Source organism: Streptomyces sp. NPDC006552, from assembly GCF_040611655.1.
Lineage (GTDB): Bacteria > Actinomycetota > Actinomycetes > Streptomycetales > Streptomycetaceae > Streptomyces.
The window spans coordinates 49,515-67,516 of the sequence record NZ_JBEXOS010000009.1; the positions used below are offsets into that span (position 1 = coordinate 49,515).

Here is an 18,002-nt window from a genome sequence, read left to right on the forward strand (position 1 = left end):
GCGCGCTGCGCGGGGTATGGCGGTACGCGTGGGGACCTGAACGGTGGTGTGCCGGGTACCGTACGGCGCTCCATGGCAGGCCCGGAGCCGTGGTGTGCCGGGCACCGTACGGCGCTCCACGACAGACCCGGAACGGCGGTGTGCCGGGCACCGTACGGCGCTTCACGGCAGGCCCGGAGCGGCGGTGTGCCACACGCCCCAGCCACCCAGCCGGAGGCAGGCGGCGCCGGGATCTGGCCGTCCTCGCGCGAGCCGGGGCCCTTCCGTGGCCCCGCCCCGTATGTTGCCGTAAGTCCCTCTCCGACTCTCGCCCCGGCCCGCCCTCCACGGCCCCCTCCCGACTCGCGCCCCCGGCCCGCGGCCCACGGGCCCTCTCCGACTCGCGCCCCCCGGTCCCGCACACCCTCCGTGCCTAGGGAGCCCCATGAACACCAGCCGCCCCTCCGGACCCGACCTCTCCCGTCGCCGCTTCCTCCAGACCACCACGGCCACCGTCGGCGCCGTCGCGGCAGGCGCCGCCCTCGCCCCGGAAGCCGGGGCGGCGACCGAGGCGTTGGCGGCGCCCGCCGCCGCGACGCGCCCGGCCACGCTGACCTTCACGGCGGCCACGAACGGGGCCGCCACCCTCGCCCCGGCCGGCGATCGCGTCGTCGCCGAGATCCAGAACGTCCTGTGGTCGATCCCGCGCCACGGCGGCCCCGCGACCGCGCTCACCACCCCCGAACTGGAGCCCACCAGACCGCAGTTCAGCCCGGACGGCGACCACATCGTCGTCTGCGCCTACCAGGGCGGCGGCTTCCACCTGTGGCTGCTGGACACCGCCGGAGGCACACCGCGGCGACTGACCGACGGGCCGTGGGACGACCGCGGCCCCGCCTGGTCCCCGGACGGCACCCGCGTCGCCTTCGCCTCCGAACGCGGCGGCGACCCGGTGACCGGCAGCCCGTACCGCATCTGGGTCGTCGACGTCCGCGACGGAGGGCTCACGCGGCTGACCGGCCTGCCGGGACAGCCGGGCCCCGGGCAGACCGGCGCCTGGGAGGACTCCGATCCCACCTGGTCCCCGGACGGCACCCGCGTGGTGTTCGTCCGTGGCGTCGTCACGGCGGCCGGCACCCTCCAGGCGTCCACGATCGCCTCGGTCGGCGCGGACGGCGCCGGGCCCGTCACCACCGTGCGCACCGACCCCTCCGGCGCCCAGGTCATGACCCCGGCTATCTCACCGCGCGGCCGCCTCGCCCATCTGCGGACCACGCCGGCCCCCGCCGCGGGCTGCACGCTCGTCGTCGACGGGAAACCCGTCGCGGTACCCGGCGACATCGCACCGGTGCCGCCGCGCTGGACCGGCGACGAGGGCCTGCTCCTCACCGTGGACGGCACGTTCCGTATCGTGCGGCCCGCCGCGCCCGAGGACGCCGAGCACATCCCCTTCGTAGCGCGGCACACCGTCGACCGGCCCCGGTACCGCGTCAAGCGCTACGACTTCGAGCCCGGGGGAGTACGGCCGGTCCGCGCCCCGCACCTGCCCGCCCTGTCGCCCGACGGCCGCTCCGTCACCTTCGCCGCTCTCAACTCCCTCTGGGTCGGCGCCACATCCGGCGGCCGCGCGCCGCGCCGCGTGGTCCGCGCCCCCGCGACGCGCTATGTCCTCGCTCCTTCCTGGACCCCGGACGGCACGGGGCTCGTCTACGCCGACGACCGCGCGGGCCTGTTCGCCGTGCGCCGCCACACCCTCGCCACCGGCGAGGAGACCGTCCTCGCCGAGGGCGGCCGGGTCTTCCCCGCGCTCTCCCCGGACGGCACCCGCCTCGCCTGCCTGGACATGTCCGGCACCCTCGTCGTCCGCGACCTCGCCGCCGCGCGGGACCGGGTCCTCGCGAAGCCGCTGGGCAGCGGCGGACTGCCCGGCCGGCCCTGCTGGTCGCCCGACGGCCGCTACGTCGCCCTGTGCGACCGCGGCCGCCTCAACCAGCGCTTCCGCGAGGGCTACAACCTCATCCGTGTCATCGACACCACGAGCGGTGAGGCGGCGCTGCACGCCGTCGCCCCGCACGTCTCCCTGGCGGACCGGTACGACTCGGGGCCCGCCTGGTCCCCCGACGGCCGCACCATGGCCGTCGTCGTCGAATCCGCGCTGTGGCTGCTCCCGGTCCGCCCCGACGGGACCCCCGACGGCCCGCCCCGCCAGGTCACCGAGGAGGCCGCCGACCACCCGAGCTGGGCCGCCGACGGCCGGCGCCTGCTCTACCTCTGCGCCGGCCGGCTCCGCCTCCTGGACCTCGCCCGCGGCGCCACCCGCACCGTCCGCGTCCCGCTCGACCAGCGCCGCCCCCGCCCCGCCGACACCGTGGTGCACGCCGGCCGCCTCTGGGACGGCACGGACGGCGCCGTGCGCGAGGACGCCGACATCACCGTCGAACGCGGCCGCGTCACCGCCGTAGAGCCGCACCGCGCGGGCGCCAGGCGCGCCGCCCACCGCCACATCGACGCCTCCGGCCAGACGGTCCTACCGGGGCTGTGGGACTCCCACACCCACCCCTGGCAGTCCACCTACGGTGGCCGGCAGACCGCGCTGCAACTCGCGTACGGGATCACCACTGCCGTCTCCCTCGGCGGGTTCGCCTACGAACAAGCCCGCATCCGGGAGGCCGCCGACGCCGGGGCGCTCGCCGGGCCCCGGCTGCTGGCCACCGGCGAGCTGCTCGACGGAGCCCGCGTCGCGTACAGCATGGGCCGGGCCCACCGCACCCGCGCCGGGCTCCGCCGCTCCCTGGACCGGGCCGCCGCCCTCGACTGGGACTTCGTCAAGACCTATGTCCGCGCCCCTGGCTGGGTGATGGAGGAAGCGGCCCGCTTCGCGCACGAGCGGCTCGGCGTGCGCAGCGGAAGCCACCTCTGCACACCCGGCGTACAGCTGGGCCAGGATCTGACGACTCATCTGCAAGCGACGCAGCGCCTGGAGTTCGGCCACGCCACCACCGCGAGCGGACGCGCCGGGCAGGACGTCCAGCAGATCTACACCCGGACCGGGTTCCACCTCGTCGCGACACCGTTCACCGCCGCGGCCCTGCTCGGCGCGGACCCCGCTCTCGCGGACGACCCGCGCGTCACCGCGCTCATGCCGCCCTGGGACACCGCCGTCGTCGACCAGCTGGCCGCGGCCCCGCCCACCGCGGCCCAACTCGCCACGCTGGACCGGGAGACCGGCGTCTACCGGCGCATCCTCGCCGACGGCGGCCTGATCGCCCTCGGCACCGACCAGCCGCTGGTGCCGGTCGGCCTCCACCTCCACCTCGCCCTGCGCGCCCTGCACCGCGGTGGCCTCTCCCCGGCCGCCGCCCTGCGCACCGCGACCGTGCTGCCCGCGCGGATCTTCGGCGCGGACGGCGACCTGGGAACCGTGGAGGCGGGCAGACTCGCCGACCTCACCTTCGTCGACGGCGACCCCTTCACCGACTTCGACGAGCTGATCCGTACGGTCTCCGTGCTGCGCGGCGGCATCGTCCACCACCAGGCGGACCTGGTCGGGGCGTTCACACCGGTGACCACCGGGGCCCGCGCGGCCGGGACGCACGACAGTTGGCTGGAAGTGAGCCACCAGATGCGGAAGGACGGCTGCTGCGACCCCGGTCTCTGAGCGTGCCCGGCGCGCGGGGGAGAGTGGCCCCATGGACACCACGGACACCTCCGCGCGCGGGGACGGCCCCGCGCACCGCCTCCTGCCCGGCGACCCGGCCTCGCCGGTCCTCCTCCACGTGCCGCACGGCTCCCGCGCCGTCCCCGCCGCCGTCCGCGCCGGGCTCCTGCTCGACGACGCCGCCCTGGAACGGGAGTTGGACCTCATCACCGACGCCCGCACCCAGGACCTCGCGGAGCACGCCGCCGCGGCCGCGGGCGTCACGCCGTGGCAGTTCGTCAACGAGCGGTCGCGGCTGGTCGTCGACCCCGAACGGTTCCCCGACGAGCGCGAGGAGATGCGCGCGGCCGGCATGGGAGCCGTCTACACCCGCACGACCGGACGCGCGCCCCTGCGCCCCGAGCCGCCCGCCGACGAGGCCGCGCTCCTCACCGCGTACTTCCACCCGTACGCACAGGCGATGACCCGGGCCGTCGAGGACCGCCTCGCGGCGACGGGCCGGGCCGTGATCATCGACGTCCACTCCTACCCCAGCCGCGCCCTGCCCTACGAACTGCACGGCACGGACCCGCGCCCGCCCGTCTGCCTCGGCACCGACCCCTTCCACACTCCGGACGCCCTGCTCGCCGGGGCCCGCGCGGCGTTCGCGCCCCTCGGCGGGACCGGCCTGAACACCCCCTTCTCCGGCGCCTACGTCCCCTTGCGGCACTACGGCCGCGACGCCCGCGTCAGCGCCCTCATGCTGGAGCTGCGCCGCGACGTCTACCTCGACGAACCCGTCACCCCGCACGACGGCCTGGCGCGGGCCGCGGCCTGCCTCACCGAGCTGATCGAGTCGGTGACCCGTGGCTGAGACCACCGCACCGTTCCTCTACGTCGTCGTGTGCGCGGCCGGGGCCGCCGACGGTGTCGAGCCCTTCCTCGCCGACGCCCAGGCCGCCGGCTGGGAGGCCGGCGTGATCGCGACGCCCACCGCGCTCGGCGGCTTCTTCGACCGCACCGCGGTCGAGGAGCGCACGGGCCGCCCGGTGCGCTCCGCGTGGCGTACACCCGCGGCGCCACGCCCCTTCCCACCCGCGGACGCGATCGTCGTCGCTCCCGCCACCTTCAACACGATCAACAAGTGGGCCGCGGGCATCGCCGACACCCTCGCCGTGGCCACGCTCTGCGAGGCGTACGGCGCGGGCGTCCCCATCGCCGCGGCACCCTGCGTGAACGACCAGCTCGCCCGGCACCCCGCCTACCAGGACAGCGTCCGACGGCTGCGGGGGATGGGCGTACGGTTCGCCGCGGGCGCGTTCCGCTGGGAGACGGCGACGCGGCTGCTCGCGCAGATGAAACCGCGCCCCTGACCCGCCCCCGGATCCGGTCCTGGCGGCAGCGCTGCCCCGGCGGGTGAGCAGCGGGGCAGCCGCGTACCCGGCGCGGCGCGAGACCCGCTCACCACCCCCGCACCGGGGCCAGCGCCTCCGGTGTGAGGTCTGCGAGCGTCGGATACCCGTCCACCGCCATCAGCAGGTCCGCCTCCGCGAGCAGCGTGCGCAGTACATGGACCAGGCCGTCCTCGCCGCCGGCCGCCAGGCCGTACGCGTAGGGGCGGCCGACGCCCACCGCCGTCGCGCCCAGGGCCAGCGCCTTGACCACGTCGGCGCCCGAGCGGATGCCGGAGTCGAAGAGGACCGGCAGGCCGTCCGCGGCCTCGACGACGCCGGGCAGCGCGTCGAGCGCGGGCAGCCCGCCGTTGGCCTGGCGGCCGCCGTGGTTGGAGCAGTAGATGCCGTCGACGCCGCCGTCCCGGGCCCGGCGGACGTCCTCGGGGTGGCAGAGCCCCTTGAGGATCAGCGGGAGGTCGGTGAGGGAGCGCAGCCACGGCAGGTCGTCCCACGTGAGCGGGTTACCGAAGACACCGACCCAGGCCGAGACCGTGTCCATCGGGTCGGCGCTCGGGACCAGGGCGCGAAAGCGCGGGTCCGAGGTGTAGTTGGCCAGGCAGTGGCCGCGCAGCTGCGGGAAGTTCGAGGTCGACAGGTCGCGCGGGCGCCAGCCGGTGACCCAGGTGTCGAGCGTGACGACGATGCCCTTGTATCCCGCGGCCTCGGCGCGCTTGACGAGGCTCTCGGCGAGGTCCCGGTCGGTCGGCGTGTACAGCTGGAAGAAGCCCGGGGTCGGCCCGAAGTGAGCGGCCACGTCCTCCATCGGGTCCACCGACAGCGTCGAGGCGACCATCGGCACTCCGGTGCGCGCCGCCGCCCGGGCCGTCGCCAGGTCCCCGTGCCCGTCCTGGGCGCAGAGCCCGATCACCCCGACCGGCGCCATGAACAGCGGCGAGGGCAGGCGCAGCCCGAACAGCTCCACGGACAGGTCCCGTTGCGCGGCCCCGACCATCATGCGCGGCACCAGGCCGTACCGTTCGAACGCCCGCACATTGGCCCGCTGCGTGTGCTCGTCGCCCGCGCCGCCCGCCACGTACGACCACACGGACGGGGGCAGCGCCGCCCGCGCCCGCTCCTCCAGGGCCTCGAACCCCATCGGGAGCGCGGGTACGACACCCCGCAGTCCGTCGAGGTAGATCTCGTACTGGTAGTCGCCGAACTGCGGGCTCATCGCACACCTCGTCGTCGAAGTCCTGGAAGTCCTGAAGGGCAGGCCGGCACCGTTCGAACGGTGCCGCGCGCCCAATCTGCCAGCACTTCGGCGCCCGGCAAAGAGATCAGCGGAGCGTGCGGGCGAACTCCAGGGAAGCCGTGAAGATCTCCGCCACGCCCGCGTCGGTGAGACCGATCCAGCCGTGGTTCGCCCCCGGCACCGTCCGCAGTTCGACCGGCGCACCGGCCGCCCGCAGCGCCGCCGCCAGGTCCCGGCCGTGCCCGCACGGCACCATCACGTCGTCCTCGCCGTGCACGATGAGGAACGGCGGCGCATCCGCGTGCGCCTGCCGTACGGGGCTCGCGGCGGCGGCCAGGCCGGGGACCGACGCGGGTGCCGCGCCGAGCAGCAGCGCCTCCATGGTCGCCGGGCTCGTGGGGTCGAACGGCGGCCGGGGCGTCTGCAGATCCGCGGGTCCGTACCAGACGACGGCCCCCGCGAGCGCCGGTTCCCGGTGCGTGAGGGCGAGCAGCGAGGCGAGGTGGCCGCCCGCGGACTCGCCCCACACGACGGTGCGCCCGGTGTCGACGCCGAGTTCGCCGGCGCGGAGCCCGAGCCAGCGCAACGCGGCACGCAAGTCCTCCAGCGGCGCCGGGAACGTGGCCTCGCCGCTGAGCCGGTAGTCGACGCAGGCGACGGCGAGCCCGGCCGCGGCGATCCGTTCGAAGGGGCCGGGCTGCCAGGAGCGGGTGCGGGCGCCGAGGTCGTCACGGCGTCCGCGCCGCCAGGCCCCGCCGTGCACGAACAGGACGAGGGGAGCGGGGCGTCCGGTCTCCGGCGCGGGCAGCCACAGATCCAGCTCCAGCGGCCGGCCGCCCTCCACCACGCCGTAGGGGACACCCCGCAGCGTCCGGATCCCGTCCGGCCGCCCGCCGGCCGGCGGCAGGGGGGCGACGTCCGGGTGCGGGGCGGCGATCAGCCCCAGCAGCTCGGCCGGTGTCATGCGGTCCTCCACTCCTGGTCGGGCAGGAAACGGACATCGTACTTCTGGGGCACGGCGGCGAACTTCCCCGGTTCGGGGACGAACGGCCGGTGCGGCAGACCGTGCCCGTCGGCCGGGGTGCCGAGGCTCTCGAAGAACCGCTCGAAGGTGCCGCCGGGGCCGGCCGCGACGCCGACGATCTGCGTGTGGTGGCGCTCCATGCGGTAGGCGTGCGGGCAGTTCTTCGGTACGAAGCCGAAGTCGCCCGGGGTCAGCAGCCGTTCGGTCTGCTCGCCCGCGGTGTCCTCGACGAAGAGCCGGACCGCGCCCTGCGTGACGTAGAAGACCTCGTAGGTGTCGGCGTGCAGGTGCGCCGGGATGATGTCGCCCTTGGGGCCTTCGCAGGTGAAGAAGTTGAAGGTGTTCTCGGTCTGCTCGCCGCCCGCGTAGACGGTGATGAGGTCGCCGAACAGATGGGCCCGGTCGCCCTCGCCCTTCTCGATGAAGTACGGCTGCCCGGGCTCGGCCGGGATACGGGACGCGTCCCGGTAGCGTGTCGCGAACTCGACGGTCATGATGTGCGCGCCTTCCTCTGTCAGGTCACCTGACGGCTGATGTCAGGTAGCCTGACATGTGCGGCGTGCGGCGGGCAAGCGTCCTGACCGCGGCGGAGAGTGCGAGCGCGAGTGCGAGGGAAGCGATGACGGGGAGCCGGCGGGATCTGCCGCAGCTGCTGGGTGAGGCCAGGCGCTGGTTCGAGGACGGGATGCTCGCGGCGCTGGAGAGCGAGGGCGTGCCGGCGGTGACGCCCCCGCAGGTGCAACTGTTCGCCGCGCTCGACGAGGACGGCACCACCGTGGCGGAGCTGGCCCGGCGCACGGGAGTGACCCGGCAGACCGTGCACCAGGCCGTGCACTCCCTGGTCGCCGCCGGGCTGCTGGAGCAGGTCCCGCACCCCGCGTCGGCCCGGCAGCGGCTGATCCGGCGCACCCCCGAGGGGCGGCACGCCCATGAGCGGGCGCGCCGCGCCCTGGACCAACTGGAGGGCGAGCTGGCCGACCGGATCGGCCCGGAAGCGGTCGTGGCGCTGCGCTCCGCCCTGGAGGCGCCCTGGGGCGGGCCGCCCGCCGCGCCGGTCAGCCGACCGCGTCCGTGACCTCGCCCAGGTCGACGAACTTGAAGTTCGTGGACGGCCGCCCGGGGTCGCCGGGCGCGTCGTGGCCGTCCTGGACGACGAGGAGGCCGTGCGGGTAGCGGCGGCCCAGCGGCGCGTCGAGCACGGCCGCGCCGTCGCACTCCTCGGAGCCGTCGAGCGCGGCGGAGGCCGGGGTGATCCGGAAGCCGCCCTCGTACGCGTTGCCGTCAAGGGCGTCGCGGTCGTAGGCCGCGAAGGTGTTGTCGCCCTGGCTGGAGGCGAGCAGCAGCCCGTCGCCGTCCTTCCGCGCCACCAGCGTCAGGCCCTCGACGTCCGCGGTGAGGTGCGTGCCTCCGTAACCGGGATCGGCGCCCGCGACGCACTCCTCGCTCGCCTCGTCGTAGCTGCCGGGGACCCCGTACTCGCGCACGGTGTCGACCAGCCGCGGCCGGCCCGTGAGGTCGGCGCGCAGCCGCCAGATGCCGACGTCCTCCTGGCCCGCGTAGAGCGTGCCGTCCGCCGGGTCCACCACCATCCCCTCCACCTGCGGGAGTTCGCCGGGCTCGGCACACGGCGACCAGGAGGTGCCGTCCGGCATCCGGAACGCCGCGGGCAGGTCCAGGGTGCGCAGCGCGTGGTAGCCGACGGTCCCGTCCGGGCGTGCGGTCAGCTCCAGCAGGGCGAGCCGGGTGCGCTCGCGCCGGCTGACGACCGCGTAGGAGCGGCCGGTCCTGGGGTCGGTCCAGGTGGCCAGGCCGTACGCGGTGCGCTGGGCGTCGGTCTCCTCCTGGGAGGCGGAGAAGACGCGGGGCGCGTCCGGGGCGGTGACGTCCTTCAGCGGGCCGCCGGGGCGGTCGCGGTCGATGCGGTAGACGCGCAGCCGGTCGCTGCCGCGGTCCGTGGTGACGGCGAGGTCGGACAGGCGCGCGCTGTGCACGAGGTCGACGTTGTTGAAGCGGCCGGGCGCGTGGCCCGGGCCGGGCGCGGCGGGCGCCGGCAGGGACTGCACCTCGCGCGCGGCCAGGTCGTACACGCGCAGGCCGCCCTGTTTCGCGGTGGCGATGACGAGGCTGCGGCCGGGGTGAGCGGCGTCGCGCCAGATCGCGGGGTCGTCGGCGTCGGCGTCACCGCCGGCCGTGTCGTCGTGCAGGGCGGCGGTCTCGGCGCGCGGCGCCACGGCCGGCGGCGCGGCGGTGGCCCCGGCCGGGGCGGTGACGGTCATGGCGCAGGCGGCGACGGCGGCGGCGAGCACGGCCAGGGGCGTCCGGCGGAGGGTCACGAACGGGCTCCTTCATGTCGGGAACATGCCGGGAACATGAGGGCAGCATCGTCTGCGCTCGACGTGAGGAGGAAGGGGGCGGCACGAGAACCGGGCTCGTACGTGGCGTGAATTCGCGGCGCCTGCAAGGGAGTTCGCGGAACCTACCGGCGCAGCCGCAGGCGGCCGAACCAGCGGCCCCGGTGCCCGTCGGGCGTCAGGACCGGGTCCGTGCGCCCGGCCTGCGCGCGGATCTCGACGTGGGACTCGTGCGCGGTGACCCGCAACGCCTCTTCATAGGCGGCCAGCGCCCCGCCCAGGGCGCCCCCGGCCGCGCCCCGCCGCCGGATGCGCGCGGCCAGCCACGTGAAGAGAGCGAGCACGGCGATGACGGCGAGAGCCAGCACGAGGTAGGGCAGGAGCGCGCTCATGGCTCGCAGCCTAGGTGTCCTGCTCACGAGCGTCGTCGACCCTGACCGCCCGGACCCGGCTGATCCACGACGGGCTCGATCCGCTCCGTCCCCCGGCAGCCGGGCCACCGTGGCTCCACCGCCGCCGTGCTCACCGGCCTGTTCTCGAGGGGCTCGCGCGGCACCACCTCACCGCGCACGGCACCGCGCACGGTGCCCCGGCCCGCGCCCCGGCCGGTGGCCACCGCGTAGGCTGCGGCCCCATGAGGCGCACCTGGGTCCTGCCGGCACTGCTGGTGCTGTGCGGCGCCGCCGCCGCGACCGGCCCCGCCCTGCGGGGCGGCACCGGGACGGCCGTGGTGTACCTGCTGCTGTTCGTCCTGCTCGCGGGCGTCTGCTCACCGCTGGTCTTCCCGCGCTCGCTCGGCGCGGCGCAGGCGCGGGCCCGGGGCGCCGCCGACGGACGCCCGGTCGTCTACTGGCGACCGGGCTGTACGTACTGTCTGCGGCTGCGCCTGCGACTCGGCCGCCGGGCCCGCCAGGTGTACTGGGTGAACATCTGGCGCGACGGGGCCGGGGCGGCCCAGGTCCGGGCCGTCAACGACGGCAACGAGACGGTGCCGACCGTCTTCGTCGCCGAGCGGCCGTACACCAACCCCGATCCCAGATGGCTGCGCGAGCAGCTCACCTCCCGCTCGTAGGCGGGCCACCGGCGGCCTTCAGTGCCGGGCCACCTGCTTGCGCAGCACCGCCGCCGAGACGAGCGCGCCGAGCGCGCACAGCACTCCCGTCACCGTGACGGCGGTGTGCACGCCGGACATGAACGCCGCGTGGCTGCCCTCGGTCACCGCGCCGCGGAGCGGGGCGGGCATCGAGGCGGAGACCGGTGCCGCACCCATCGCGACGGCGTCCTTGGCCTCGGCGAGCCCGCCGGCGGCCCGCTCCGGGACGCCGGCCGAGACCAGCTCGGAGCCGAGCGTCGCCCCGACCCGGCTGCTGATCAGCGACACCAGTACGGACGTGCCGAGCGCGCCGCCCACCTGGAGCGCGGTGGCCTGGAGCCCACCGGCGACCCCGGCGTCCTCGACGGGCGCGTTGCCCACGATCGCGGCGGACGACGCGGACATCACCATGCCGACGCCGAGGCCCAGCGCGACGAACGGCGGCCACAGCGCCCCGTACCCGGAGTCGGCCGCCCAGCCGAGCATCAGGAAGGACGCGGCGCCCTGGAGCACCATGCCCAGCGGCATCGTCAGGCGCGGCCCGAACCGGTCGGTGAGCGCCGCCCCCAGCGGGGAGGCGACGACGGAGGCGAGGCTGAGCGGCAGCGTGCGGACACCGGCCTCGACGGGCGAGAACCCGCGCACGTTCTGCAGGTACAGCATCACGAAGAAGATGCCGCCGAGCAGGACGAAGAAGTTCAGCGCCGTGACGACGGTGCCGACGGTCACCGCGCTGCTGCGAAAGAGCCGCATCGGCAGCAGCGGATGGGCGGCGACCCGGGACTCGTACAGGCCGAACAGGACCAGCAGCACCGCACCGGCGGCGATCGCGCCCAGCGTGCCGGGCGAACTCCAGCCCCACGTCTCGCCCTTGACCACACCGAACACGACGACCAGCATGCCGAGCGCGAGCAGGACGACACCGGCGACGTCGAACCTCTCGCCCGCGGCCGCCGCGTTCTTGCTCTGCGGCAGCACCAGCGCGCTGACCACGAGGGCGACGACGCCGACCGGCACGTTGAGGTAGAAGACGGACTCCCACCCGACGTGCTCGACGAGCAGCCCGCCGACGATCGGGCCGAGGGCGGTGGAGACCGAGGAGACCATCGCCCAGATGCCGACCGCCATGCCGAACTTCCGCGGCGGGAACACCGCGCGCAGCAGACCGAGCGTGTTCGGCATCAGCAGCGCCCCGAAGAAGCCCTGCGCGGCGCGGAACGCGATGACCAGCTCGATGGAGCCCGACAGGCCGATGGCCACCGAGGCGAGGGTGAAGCCGACGACGCCGGCCAGGTAGACGGTGCGCCGCCCGAACCGGTCGCCGAGCTTGCCGCCCAGGATCAGGGCGGCGGCGAGCGCGAGCAGATAGGAGTTGGTCACCCACTGCAGGCCCGCGGTGGAGGCGTGCAGATCGCGCCCGATCGCCGGGTTCGCGATGGAGACGACCGAGCCGTCGAGCCCGACCATGAACAGGCCGAACGCGACCGCGACCAGCGTGAGCCAGGGGTTGCCGCGCCGCGTCGGGGGCGCGGCGCCCGGCGGGACGGACACCGGGGTGGCGCAGGGGGCGACAGAGGGGGAGGAGGACACAGGTCTGCCTTGTCTGAGAGGGAGGACGGAACGCGTACGAAGAAACGCGTACGAAGAAAGAAGAAAGGGGTGGAGGCGCAGGCACGGGGGCACGGAAACGCCCCGCTCCCGCGCGGGCGGAGGCAGGGTGGCGGCGCGGCGGACCGGCGGTCAGCCCGCGTGCGGCCGCAGCGCGGTGTCGAGCGCGTTCAGCGCGCCGAGGGCGGAGCCGAGCGCGTCCAGCTCACCGCCGGTCAGATGCCCCAGCGCCGCGGCGAGATGGCGCCGGGCGATCTCCCCGGCCTCGGCGATGCGCTCCCGGGCCACGGCGGTGGTGTGCAGATGGGCCACGCGCCGGTCCGCGGTGTCACAGCGCCGCTCCAGGAGGCCGGAGCGGGTGAGGTGCGAGACGAGGGCGCTGACGTTGTTCGGCTGCATCAGCAGCTCGTGCGCGGCCTCGCGCACCGTGACGCCGTCCCGGTCCGCCACCAGACGGAGCAGGGCGAGCTGCGCCTCGGGCAGCCGGTCGTGCGGAAAGTCCCCGAGGATCCGGCGGTCGAGACTCCGGTGCAGCGTCGGCAGGGACACCGCGAGCACGGCGGCGACGCGGTCGATGTCCTTGCGGGCGGCACGGGAGGCGGGCATGACAAGCACCTTAGGTATGTCTCTATAGGTATGTCAAAACAGCTGTCCGACCGCCTCCCGCCTGCGGATTTCCACCCGGAGCCGCACGGCCGACTGCACCCGGGGTTCTACACGCATCACACACGACTCCTCCCCGGGTATGACACGCGCCGTCCGCGCCTACCGCGAACGCGGGTCCGGAGTCCGGCTCAGAGGCTTACCCGGGGGCCGAAAGCAGCGGAGACGATGGAATCCGATCCTGCCGACCACCCTGACGTGCGACGACGCGCCGCCGGGCGGTCGCCTCTGCCCCACGAACCCGACGGGAGCCCGCCGTGGCTACGTTCCTGTACAGACTCGGACGGCTGTCCTTCCGGCGCCGCCGCTATGTGGCGCTGCTGTGGGTGCTGCTGCTCGGCGGGATCGGCTTCGCGTCGTCGGCCGCGCCGGCGCCGCCCGCCGACTCGTTCTCGATGCCCGGCACGGAGTCGCAGAAAGCCTTCGACCTGCTCGACCAGAAGTTCCCCGCGGCCGGTGCCGAGGGGGCGACCGCCCGCGTCGTCATCCGCGCCCCACAGGGCGAGAAGCTCACCGACCGGGCGCCGAAGGCCGACGTCCGCGCGCTGGTGACCGCGCTCGGCAAGGGCCCGCAGGTCTCCTCTGTGGCGGACCCCTACAAGGCGAACGCCGTCAGCAAGGACGGCACCACCGCCTACGCCTCCGTCGCGTACAAGGTCGCCTCGGCCGAGCTGACCGACGCGGCCCACGACGCCCTCACCCGGGCCACCGACGACGCCCGCGCCGAGGGCTTCACCGTCGAGACCGGCGGCGACGCCGTCGAGGCCGAACAGGAGATGGGCGGCAGCGCCGAGCTGATCGGCATCGCGATCTCCGCGGTCGTCCTGCTCATCACCTTCGGCTCCCTGGTCGCCGCGGGCATGCCGCTGCTCACCGCGGTCATCGGCGTCGGTATCGGCGTCTCCGGCATCGCGGCGCTCGGCAGCGTCCTCAACCTCTCCAGCACCACGTCCACCCTGGCCATGATGATCGGGCTGGCGGTCGGTATCGACTACGCCCTGTTCATCGTGAGCCGCTACCGCGCCGAGATAGCCGAGGGCCGCGCGGGCGAGGAGGCGGCGGGCCGCGCGGTCGGCACGGCCGGATCGGCGGTCGTCTTCGCCGGCCTGACGGTGATCGTCGCCCTCGCGGGCCTGTCCGTCGTGAACATCCCGATCCTGACGAAGATGGGGATGGCCGCGGCCGCGACCGTCGCCATCGCCGTCGTCATCGCCCTCACCATGATCCCGGCCCTGCTCGGCTTCGCGGGCAAGAAGGTGCTGCGCCGCAAGGAACGCAAGGTCCTCCCGGCCCAGGGCGCCCCCGCGGGCAAGCCGAACCTGGGCACGCGCTGGTCCCGCTTCGTGATGCGCCGCCCGCTCACCGTCCTGCTCGTCGCCGTCCTCGGACTCGGCACCATCGCCGTCCCGGCCGCCGGCCTCGAACTCGGCCTGCCCGACGAGGGCTCCTCGGCCCCCGACAGCACCCAGCGCAAGGCGTACGACCTGCTGTCCGAGTCGTTCGGCGCCGGGTTCAACGGTCCGCTGATGGTGACCGTCGACGGCAAGGGCGCCGAGGGCGCCGCCAAGTCCGTCGGAGCCTCGCTCGCCAAGGTCGACGGCGTCGCCGCGGTCGCCCCCGCGCAGGTCAACGAGGCGGGCGACACCGCCATCATGTCCGTCGTACCGACCACGGGACCGAGCGACCACGCGACCGAGGAACTGGTCAGGACGATCCGCGCGAAGGCCGGCGCCTGGGAGGCGCAGACCGACGCGGACGTCCTCGTCACCGGCCAGACGGCGATGACGATCGACTTCTCACAGACCCTGAACGACGCGCTCGTGCCCTACCTGCTGCTCGTCGTCGGTCTGGCCTTCCTCCTGCTGATGCTGGTCTTCCGCTCGATCCTCGTCCCGCTCAAGGCGGCGCTCGGCTTCCTCCTGTCGGTGGCGGCGGCCCTCGGCGCGGTGGTCGCGGTCTTCCAGTGGGGCTGGCTCGCGGACATCGTGGGCGTCGACCAGCCAGGACCGATCATGTCGATGATGCCGATCTTCATGATCGGTGTGGTCTTCGGGCTCGCCATGGACTACGAGGTCTTCCTCGTGACCCGGATGCGGGAGGCCTACGTCCACGGGGCGCGGCCCGGCGAGGCCATCGTCACCGGGTTCCGGCACGGCGGCCGGGTCGTCGGTGCCGCCGCGATCATCATGATCAGCGTCTTCTCCGGCTTCATCATGGAGAACGACGACATGATCAAGATGATGGGCTTCGGCCTGGCCGTCGCCGTTCTCTTCGACGCGTTCGTGGTCCGCATGGCGATCGTGCCCGCGGTCATGGCGCTGCTCGGCAAGGCGGCCTGGTGGCTGCCCCGCTGGCTCGACCGGCTGCTGCCGAACGTCGACGTCGAGGGCGAGAAGCTGCAGCAGAACCTGGCCGCGGCGCCGCCCGCCGAGGACGACCGCGAACTGGAGCCCGTACGCGGCTGAATCCGCTCCCTCGCACGGCGACGGGCCCGCTCCGGTCACCGGGGCGGGCCCGTCGCCGTCCGGCCCGGGGTCAGTCGGTGTACACCTCGGCCCGGTCGACGCTCACGAACGCGGCGCCGGACGCACCGCCGCGCTCGCCCGTCACCCGGACCCGCAGCGTGTGCGCGCCGCTCGCCAGGCGCGGGCTGAGGTACTGGAGCGTCTCACCGGTACGGATCGCGCCGTAGTAGTCCAGGCGCTGTTCGGGGCCGCCGTCGACGCTGACCGCCGCGATGCCGTTGCCGGTGTCGCGGACCGAGAGCAGGGCGATCCGGGTGCCGGTGAAGGTGTACGTCGCGGTGGCGCCCGCCCGGTCGCTCCAGTGGTCGTCGCTCCAGAAGCACTGGGCGCCACAGCCCGAGCCCGAGTTCCAGGCACCGGTGTACGTGACGCCGCCGGGGCCGCTGGAGCGGCCGTCGTCGTTGATCCAGTAGTTGCCCGAGCCGGGGTCGCCCGCGGGCAGGTCCTGGGTCGCGCCCATGGCGAGCGGGACACCGAGGTCAGGGCTGCCGTCCGCGTTCCAGCTGATCTTCTGCGCCCGGGTCGTGCGGTCGGTGTAAGTGTTCACCGACGTGGTCTTGGCGTGGTAGACGAGCCAGTCCTGGGTGCCGTCGGGGGAGGTGAAGAAGGCGTGGTGGCCGGGACCGAACACGCCGTGGCCGTCGGCGCGGGAGAAGACGGGACCGGAGCGCTGCGACCAGTTGCCGGCGACGAGCGGATCGGCGCCGTCCGCCAGGGACATCATCCAGACCTGGTAGTCGGGTTTGCCGGTGTCGCAGGTCGAGTACGTCATCCAGGTGCGGCCGTTGCGGTGCAGGAACTCAGGTCCCTCGCGCACCTCGGGGCAGCCCCCGGCGGCGTTGATCGCGGTCGCGTTGCCCGAGACGGTCCAGGGGTTCGACAGCGGCGCGATGTTCAGCCCGTTGTGCTGGTAGGCGTTGATGCCGCTGTACGCGAGATACAGGCGGCCGTCGCGCTGCAGGATGCCCGGGTCGATGGCGAAGTCGTCCGCGTGGTCGGGCGGGGTGAGCTTCGCCTTGAAGTGGTACGGGCCGGCCGGGTCGTCGCGCTCCGACTCCAGGACGTAGAGGCGGTGATGGTCGTCCGTGCCGTCGTCGGCGGTGTAGTAGAGGTACCAGCGGTTGCCGGAGCGGTAGAACTCCGGGGCCCAGATGTGCTGGTTGCGGGTGCGGTCGGTGTCCGTCCAGACCGTGACCGGGTCGGCGTCGAGCAGCGTGGCCAGCGACGGCGAGCGCCACATCCGGATGCTGTCGCCCTGGGTGGTGGTGAGGTGGTAGGCCCCGTTCGCGTAGGCCATGAAGGGGTCGGGTCCGGTGTTCAGCGGATTGCGGAAGGTGCCCGAGGCCGCCGCGCCGGCCTGCGGTGCGCAGACCAGTCCGACGAGCAGGGCCAGGAGGGCGGTGACCAGGGCGAGACGGGGCCGGGCGCGCATGAGCGGCTCCTTACATCGATGTAAGTCTCACGGCTTCAGGACGGTAGGGACGGGACACGGGACTGTCAACGGGGCGTGGGGGAGGGCGCGTCGGGGCGTCTCACTGGCCGCCGAGGCCGGTCGTCGCCACGGACTTCACGATGTGCCGCTGGAAGAAGACGAACACCACGACGAGCGGCAGCGCGGCGAGCACGGCCGACGCCATCGACTGCGCGTACTGGATGCCGTACGCGTCCTTCACCGAGGTGATGCCGACGGGCAGCGTCATCAGGGACGGGTCGGAGGTCGACACGAACGGCCACAGGAAGTTGTTCCACGCGCCGATGAAGACGAAGATCGCCACGGCGGCGAGCATCGGCCGCGACAGCGGCAGCAGCACCGACCAGAAGATCCGCCAGTGCCCCGCGCCGTCGATCCGGGCGGCCTCCTCCAACTCCTTCGGCAGCGAGTCGAAGTGCTTCTTCAGGATGAACACCATCACCGGCGCCACCGTCTGCGGCAGGATCACCGCCGCGTACGTGTCCAGCAGGTGCAGCGTCAGCATCTGCTGGAACCACGGCACGATGAGGATCTGCGGCGGCACGAGCACGGCGGCGATCGTGAGCGCGAACAGCCACCGGCGTCCGGCGAACAGCGTGCGCGAGAACGCGTAGCCCGCCATCGCGGAGACCAGCACCGTGATCGCGGTGACGGCGGCCGAGATGAGGAGGCTGTTGAGCATCCACAGCGGCAGGTCCCCGCGCTCCCACACGGTGCTGAACCCGTCGAGCGTGAACCCGTGCTCCGGCCACAGCCAGTGCAGCGGATCGCTCGCGTCCTGCTCGGACTTGAACGCGGTCAGCAGCGCCCACGCCATCGGCAGCAGCCAGACCAGCGCGGCGACGGCGAGGACGGCGAGGGCCAGCACGCGGGTCGTCCGGCCTGCGCCGAGGGTCAGGTTCGACTGCGTCCGCTCCGGGCGCCGGGGCCGTCGCGGCGGTGTCACGGGCCTGCGCGCGCGGGGCGCGGGTGTGCTGCGGACGGGTGCATCGGTGGAGGTCATGG

Annotated in this window: 15 protein-coding genes; 6 read left to right on the forward strand and 9 right to left on the reverse strand. The window is 74.2% G+C overall.

Features of this window, described 5'->3' with window-relative positions:
• Positions 1-424: 424 nt before the first annotated feature.
• The 3 genes from ABZY33_RS08155 to ABZY33_RS08165 are packed head-to-tail and all read left to right on the forward strand — an operon-like array spanning position 425 to position 4,989.
• Positions 425-3,637: an amidohydrolase family protein gene (locus tag ABZY33_RS08155; protein WP_356490674.1), complete on the forward strand. Its 3,213-nt coding sequence runs from the start codon at positions 425-427 to the stop codon at positions 3,635-3,637.
• Positions 3,638-3,668: 31 nt separating this feature from the next.
• On the forward strand, positions 3,669-4,490 hold the full coding sequence (locus ABZY33_RS08160) for an N-formylglutamate amidohydrolase (RefSeq protein ID WP_356490675.1): 822 nt from the start codon (positions 3,669-3,671) through the stop codon (positions 4,488-4,490).
• Positions 4,483-4,989, forward strand: coding sequence for a flavoprotein (locus ABZY33_RS08165; protein WP_356490676.1), 507 nt, complete (start codon positions 4,483-4,485; stop codon positions 4,987-4,989). Before ABZY33_RS08160 ends, ABZY33_RS08165 begins: the two co-directional genes overlap by 8 nt.
• 88 nt (positions 4,990-5,077) lie before the next feature.
• On the opposite strand, the gene ABZY33_RS08170 is transcribed toward ABZY33_RS08165, so the two are convergent.
• The 3 genes from ABZY33_RS08170 to ABZY33_RS08180 form a co-directional block, all read right to left on the reverse strand.
• Positions 5,078-6,241, reverse strand: a complete 1,164-nt coding sequence (locus ABZY33_RS08170) for an alpha-hydroxy-acid oxidizing protein (RefSeq protein WP_356490677.1) — start codon at positions 6,239-6,241, stop codon at positions 5,078-5,080.
• A 106-nt stretch (positions 6,242-6,347) separates the two neighbouring features.
• Positions 6,348-7,226, reverse strand: a complete 879-nt coding sequence (locus ABZY33_RS08175; protein WP_356490678.1) for an alpha/beta hydrolase — start codon at positions 7,224-7,226, stop codon at positions 6,348-6,350.
• Positions 7,223-7,780, reverse strand: a complete 558-nt coding sequence (locus ABZY33_RS08180; RefSeq protein ID WP_356490679.1) for a quercetin 2,3-dioxygenase — start codon at positions 7,778-7,780, stop codon at positions 7,223-7,225. Before ABZY33_RS08180 ends, ABZY33_RS08175 begins: the two co-directional genes overlap by 4 nt.
• Before the next feature lie 125 nt (positions 7,781-7,905).
• Between ABZY33_RS08180 and ABZY33_RS08185 the strand changes: the two genes are divergently transcribed.
• Positions 7,906-8,361 (forward strand): MarR family winged helix-turn-helix transcriptional regulator, encoded by a 456-nt coding sequence (locus ABZY33_RS08185; RefSeq protein WP_356490680.1) that lies wholly within the window; start codon positions 7,906-7,908, stop codon positions 8,359-8,361.
• Here the strand turns inward: ABZY33_RS08185 and ABZY33_RS08190 are convergent.
• Together ABZY33_RS08190 and ABZY33_RS08195 are read right to left on the reverse strand one after the other, a co-directional pair.
• Positions 8,342-9,562, reverse strand: a complete 1,221-nt coding sequence (locus tag ABZY33_RS08190; protein WP_356490777.1) for a phytase — start codon at positions 9,560-9,562, stop codon at positions 8,342-8,344. The two genes, ABZY33_RS08185 and ABZY33_RS08190, sit on opposite strands and share 20 nt — an antisense overlap.
• 200 nt (positions 9,563-9,762) lie before the next feature.
• Positions 9,763-10,029, reverse strand: coding sequence for a hypothetical protein (locus ABZY33_RS08195; RefSeq protein WP_356490681.1), 267 nt, complete (start codon positions 10,027-10,029; stop codon positions 9,763-9,765).
• Positions 10,030-10,271: 242 nt separating this feature from the next.
• Between ABZY33_RS08195 and ABZY33_RS08200 the strand changes: the two genes are divergently transcribed.
• Positions 10,272-10,709, forward strand: a complete 438-nt coding sequence (locus ABZY33_RS08200) for a glutaredoxin domain-containing protein (protein WP_356490682.1) — start codon at positions 10,272-10,274, stop codon at positions 10,707-10,709.
• A gap of 18 nt (positions 10,710-10,727) precedes the next feature.
• Here the strand turns inward: ABZY33_RS08200 and ABZY33_RS08205 are convergent, their stop codons facing one another.
• Positions 10,728-12,281 carry an MFS transporter gene (locus tag ABZY33_RS08205; RefSeq protein ID WP_356490778.1) on the reverse strand — a complete coding sequence of 518 codons (1,554 nt, stop codon included), beginning with the start codon at positions 12,279-12,281 and terminating at the stop codon, positions 10,728-10,730.
• A gap of 189 nt (positions 12,282-12,470) precedes the next feature.
• A complete protein-coding gene (locus ABZY33_RS08210) occupies positions 12,471-12,944 on the reverse strand; it encodes a MarR family winged helix-turn-helix transcriptional regulator (protein ID WP_356490683.1) in 474 nt (157 codons plus the stop codon).
• Positions 12,945-13,258: 314 nt separating this feature from the next.
• Here ABZY33_RS08210 and ABZY33_RS08215 point away from each other — a divergent pair, with 314 nt between their 5' ends.
• On the forward strand, positions 13,259-15,466 hold the full coding sequence (locus ABZY33_RS08215; RefSeq protein WP_356490684.1) for an MMPL family transporter: 2,208 nt from the start codon (positions 13,259-13,261) through the stop codon (positions 15,464-15,466).
• A gap of 70 nt (positions 15,467-15,536) precedes the next feature.
• Here ABZY33_RS08215 and ABZY33_RS08220 read toward each other — a convergent pair whose 3' ends face one another.
• Both ABZY33_RS08220 and ABZY33_RS08225 read right to left on the reverse strand, forming a co-directional pair.
• Positions 15,537-16,958 carry a glycoside hydrolase family 43 protein gene (locus tag ABZY33_RS08220; RefSeq protein WP_356490685.1) on the reverse strand — a complete coding sequence of 474 codons (1,422 nt, stop codon included), beginning with the start codon at positions 16,956-16,958 and terminating at the stop codon, positions 15,537-15,539.
• Positions 16,959-17,058: 100 nt separating this feature from the next.
• Positions 17,059-18,000: a carbohydrate ABC transporter permease gene (locus ABZY33_RS08225; protein WP_356490686.1), complete on the reverse strand. Its 942-nt coding sequence runs from the start codon at positions 17,998-18,000 to the stop codon at positions 17,059-17,061.
• Positions 18,001-18,002: the final 2 nt, after the last annotated feature.

Bases quoted from the DNA above. Each gene is read 5' to 3' on its own strand.
- ABZY33_RS08155 (WP_356490674.1), top strand. From the start codon at position 425: ATGAACACCAGCCGCCCCTCCGGACCCGACCTCTCCCGTCGCCGCTTC.
- ABZY33_RS08160 (WP_356490675.1), top strand. From the start codon at position 3,669: ATGGACACCACGGACACCTCCGCGCGCGGGGACGGCCCCGCGCACCGC.
- ABZY33_RS08170 (WP_356490677.1), bottom strand. From the start codon at position 6,241: ATGAGCCCGCAGTTCGGCGACTACCAGTACGAGATCTACCTCGACGGA.
- ABZY33_RS08175 (WP_356490678.1), bottom strand. From the start codon at position 7,226: ATGACACCGGCCGAGCTGCTGGGGCTGATCGCCGCCCCGCACCCGGAC.
- ABZY33_RS08180 (WP_356490679.1), bottom strand. From the start codon at position 7,780: ATGACCGTCGAGTTCGCGACACGCTACCGGGACGCGTCCCGTATCCCG.
- ABZY33_RS08185 (WP_356490680.1), top strand. From the start codon at position 7,906: ATGACGGGGAGCCGGCGGGATCTGCCGCAGCTGCTGGGTGAGGCCAGG.
- ABZY33_RS08190 (WP_356490777.1), bottom strand. From the start codon at position 9,562: ATGACCGTCACCGCCCCGGCCGGGGCCACCGCCGCGCCGCCGGCCGTG.
- ABZY33_RS08195 (WP_356490681.1), bottom strand. From the start codon at position 10,029: ATGAGCGCGCTCCTGCCCTACCTCGTGCTGGCTCTCGCCGTCATCGCC.
- ABZY33_RS08200 (WP_356490682.1), top strand. From the start codon at position 10,272: ATGAGGCGCACCTGGGTCCTGCCGGCACTGCTGGTGCTGTGCGGCGCC.
- ABZY33_RS08210 (WP_356490683.1), bottom strand. From the start codon at position 12,944: ATGCCCGCCTCCCGTGCCGCCCGCAAGGACATCGACCGCGTCGCCGCC.
- ABZY33_RS08220 (WP_356490685.1), bottom strand. From the start codon at position 16,958: ATGCGCGCCCGGCCCCGTCTCGCCCTGGTCACCGCCCTCCTGGCCCTG.
- ABZY33_RS08225 (WP_356490686.1), bottom strand. From the start codon at position 18,000: ATGACCTCCACCGATGCACCCGTCCGCAGCACACCCGCGCCCCGCGCG.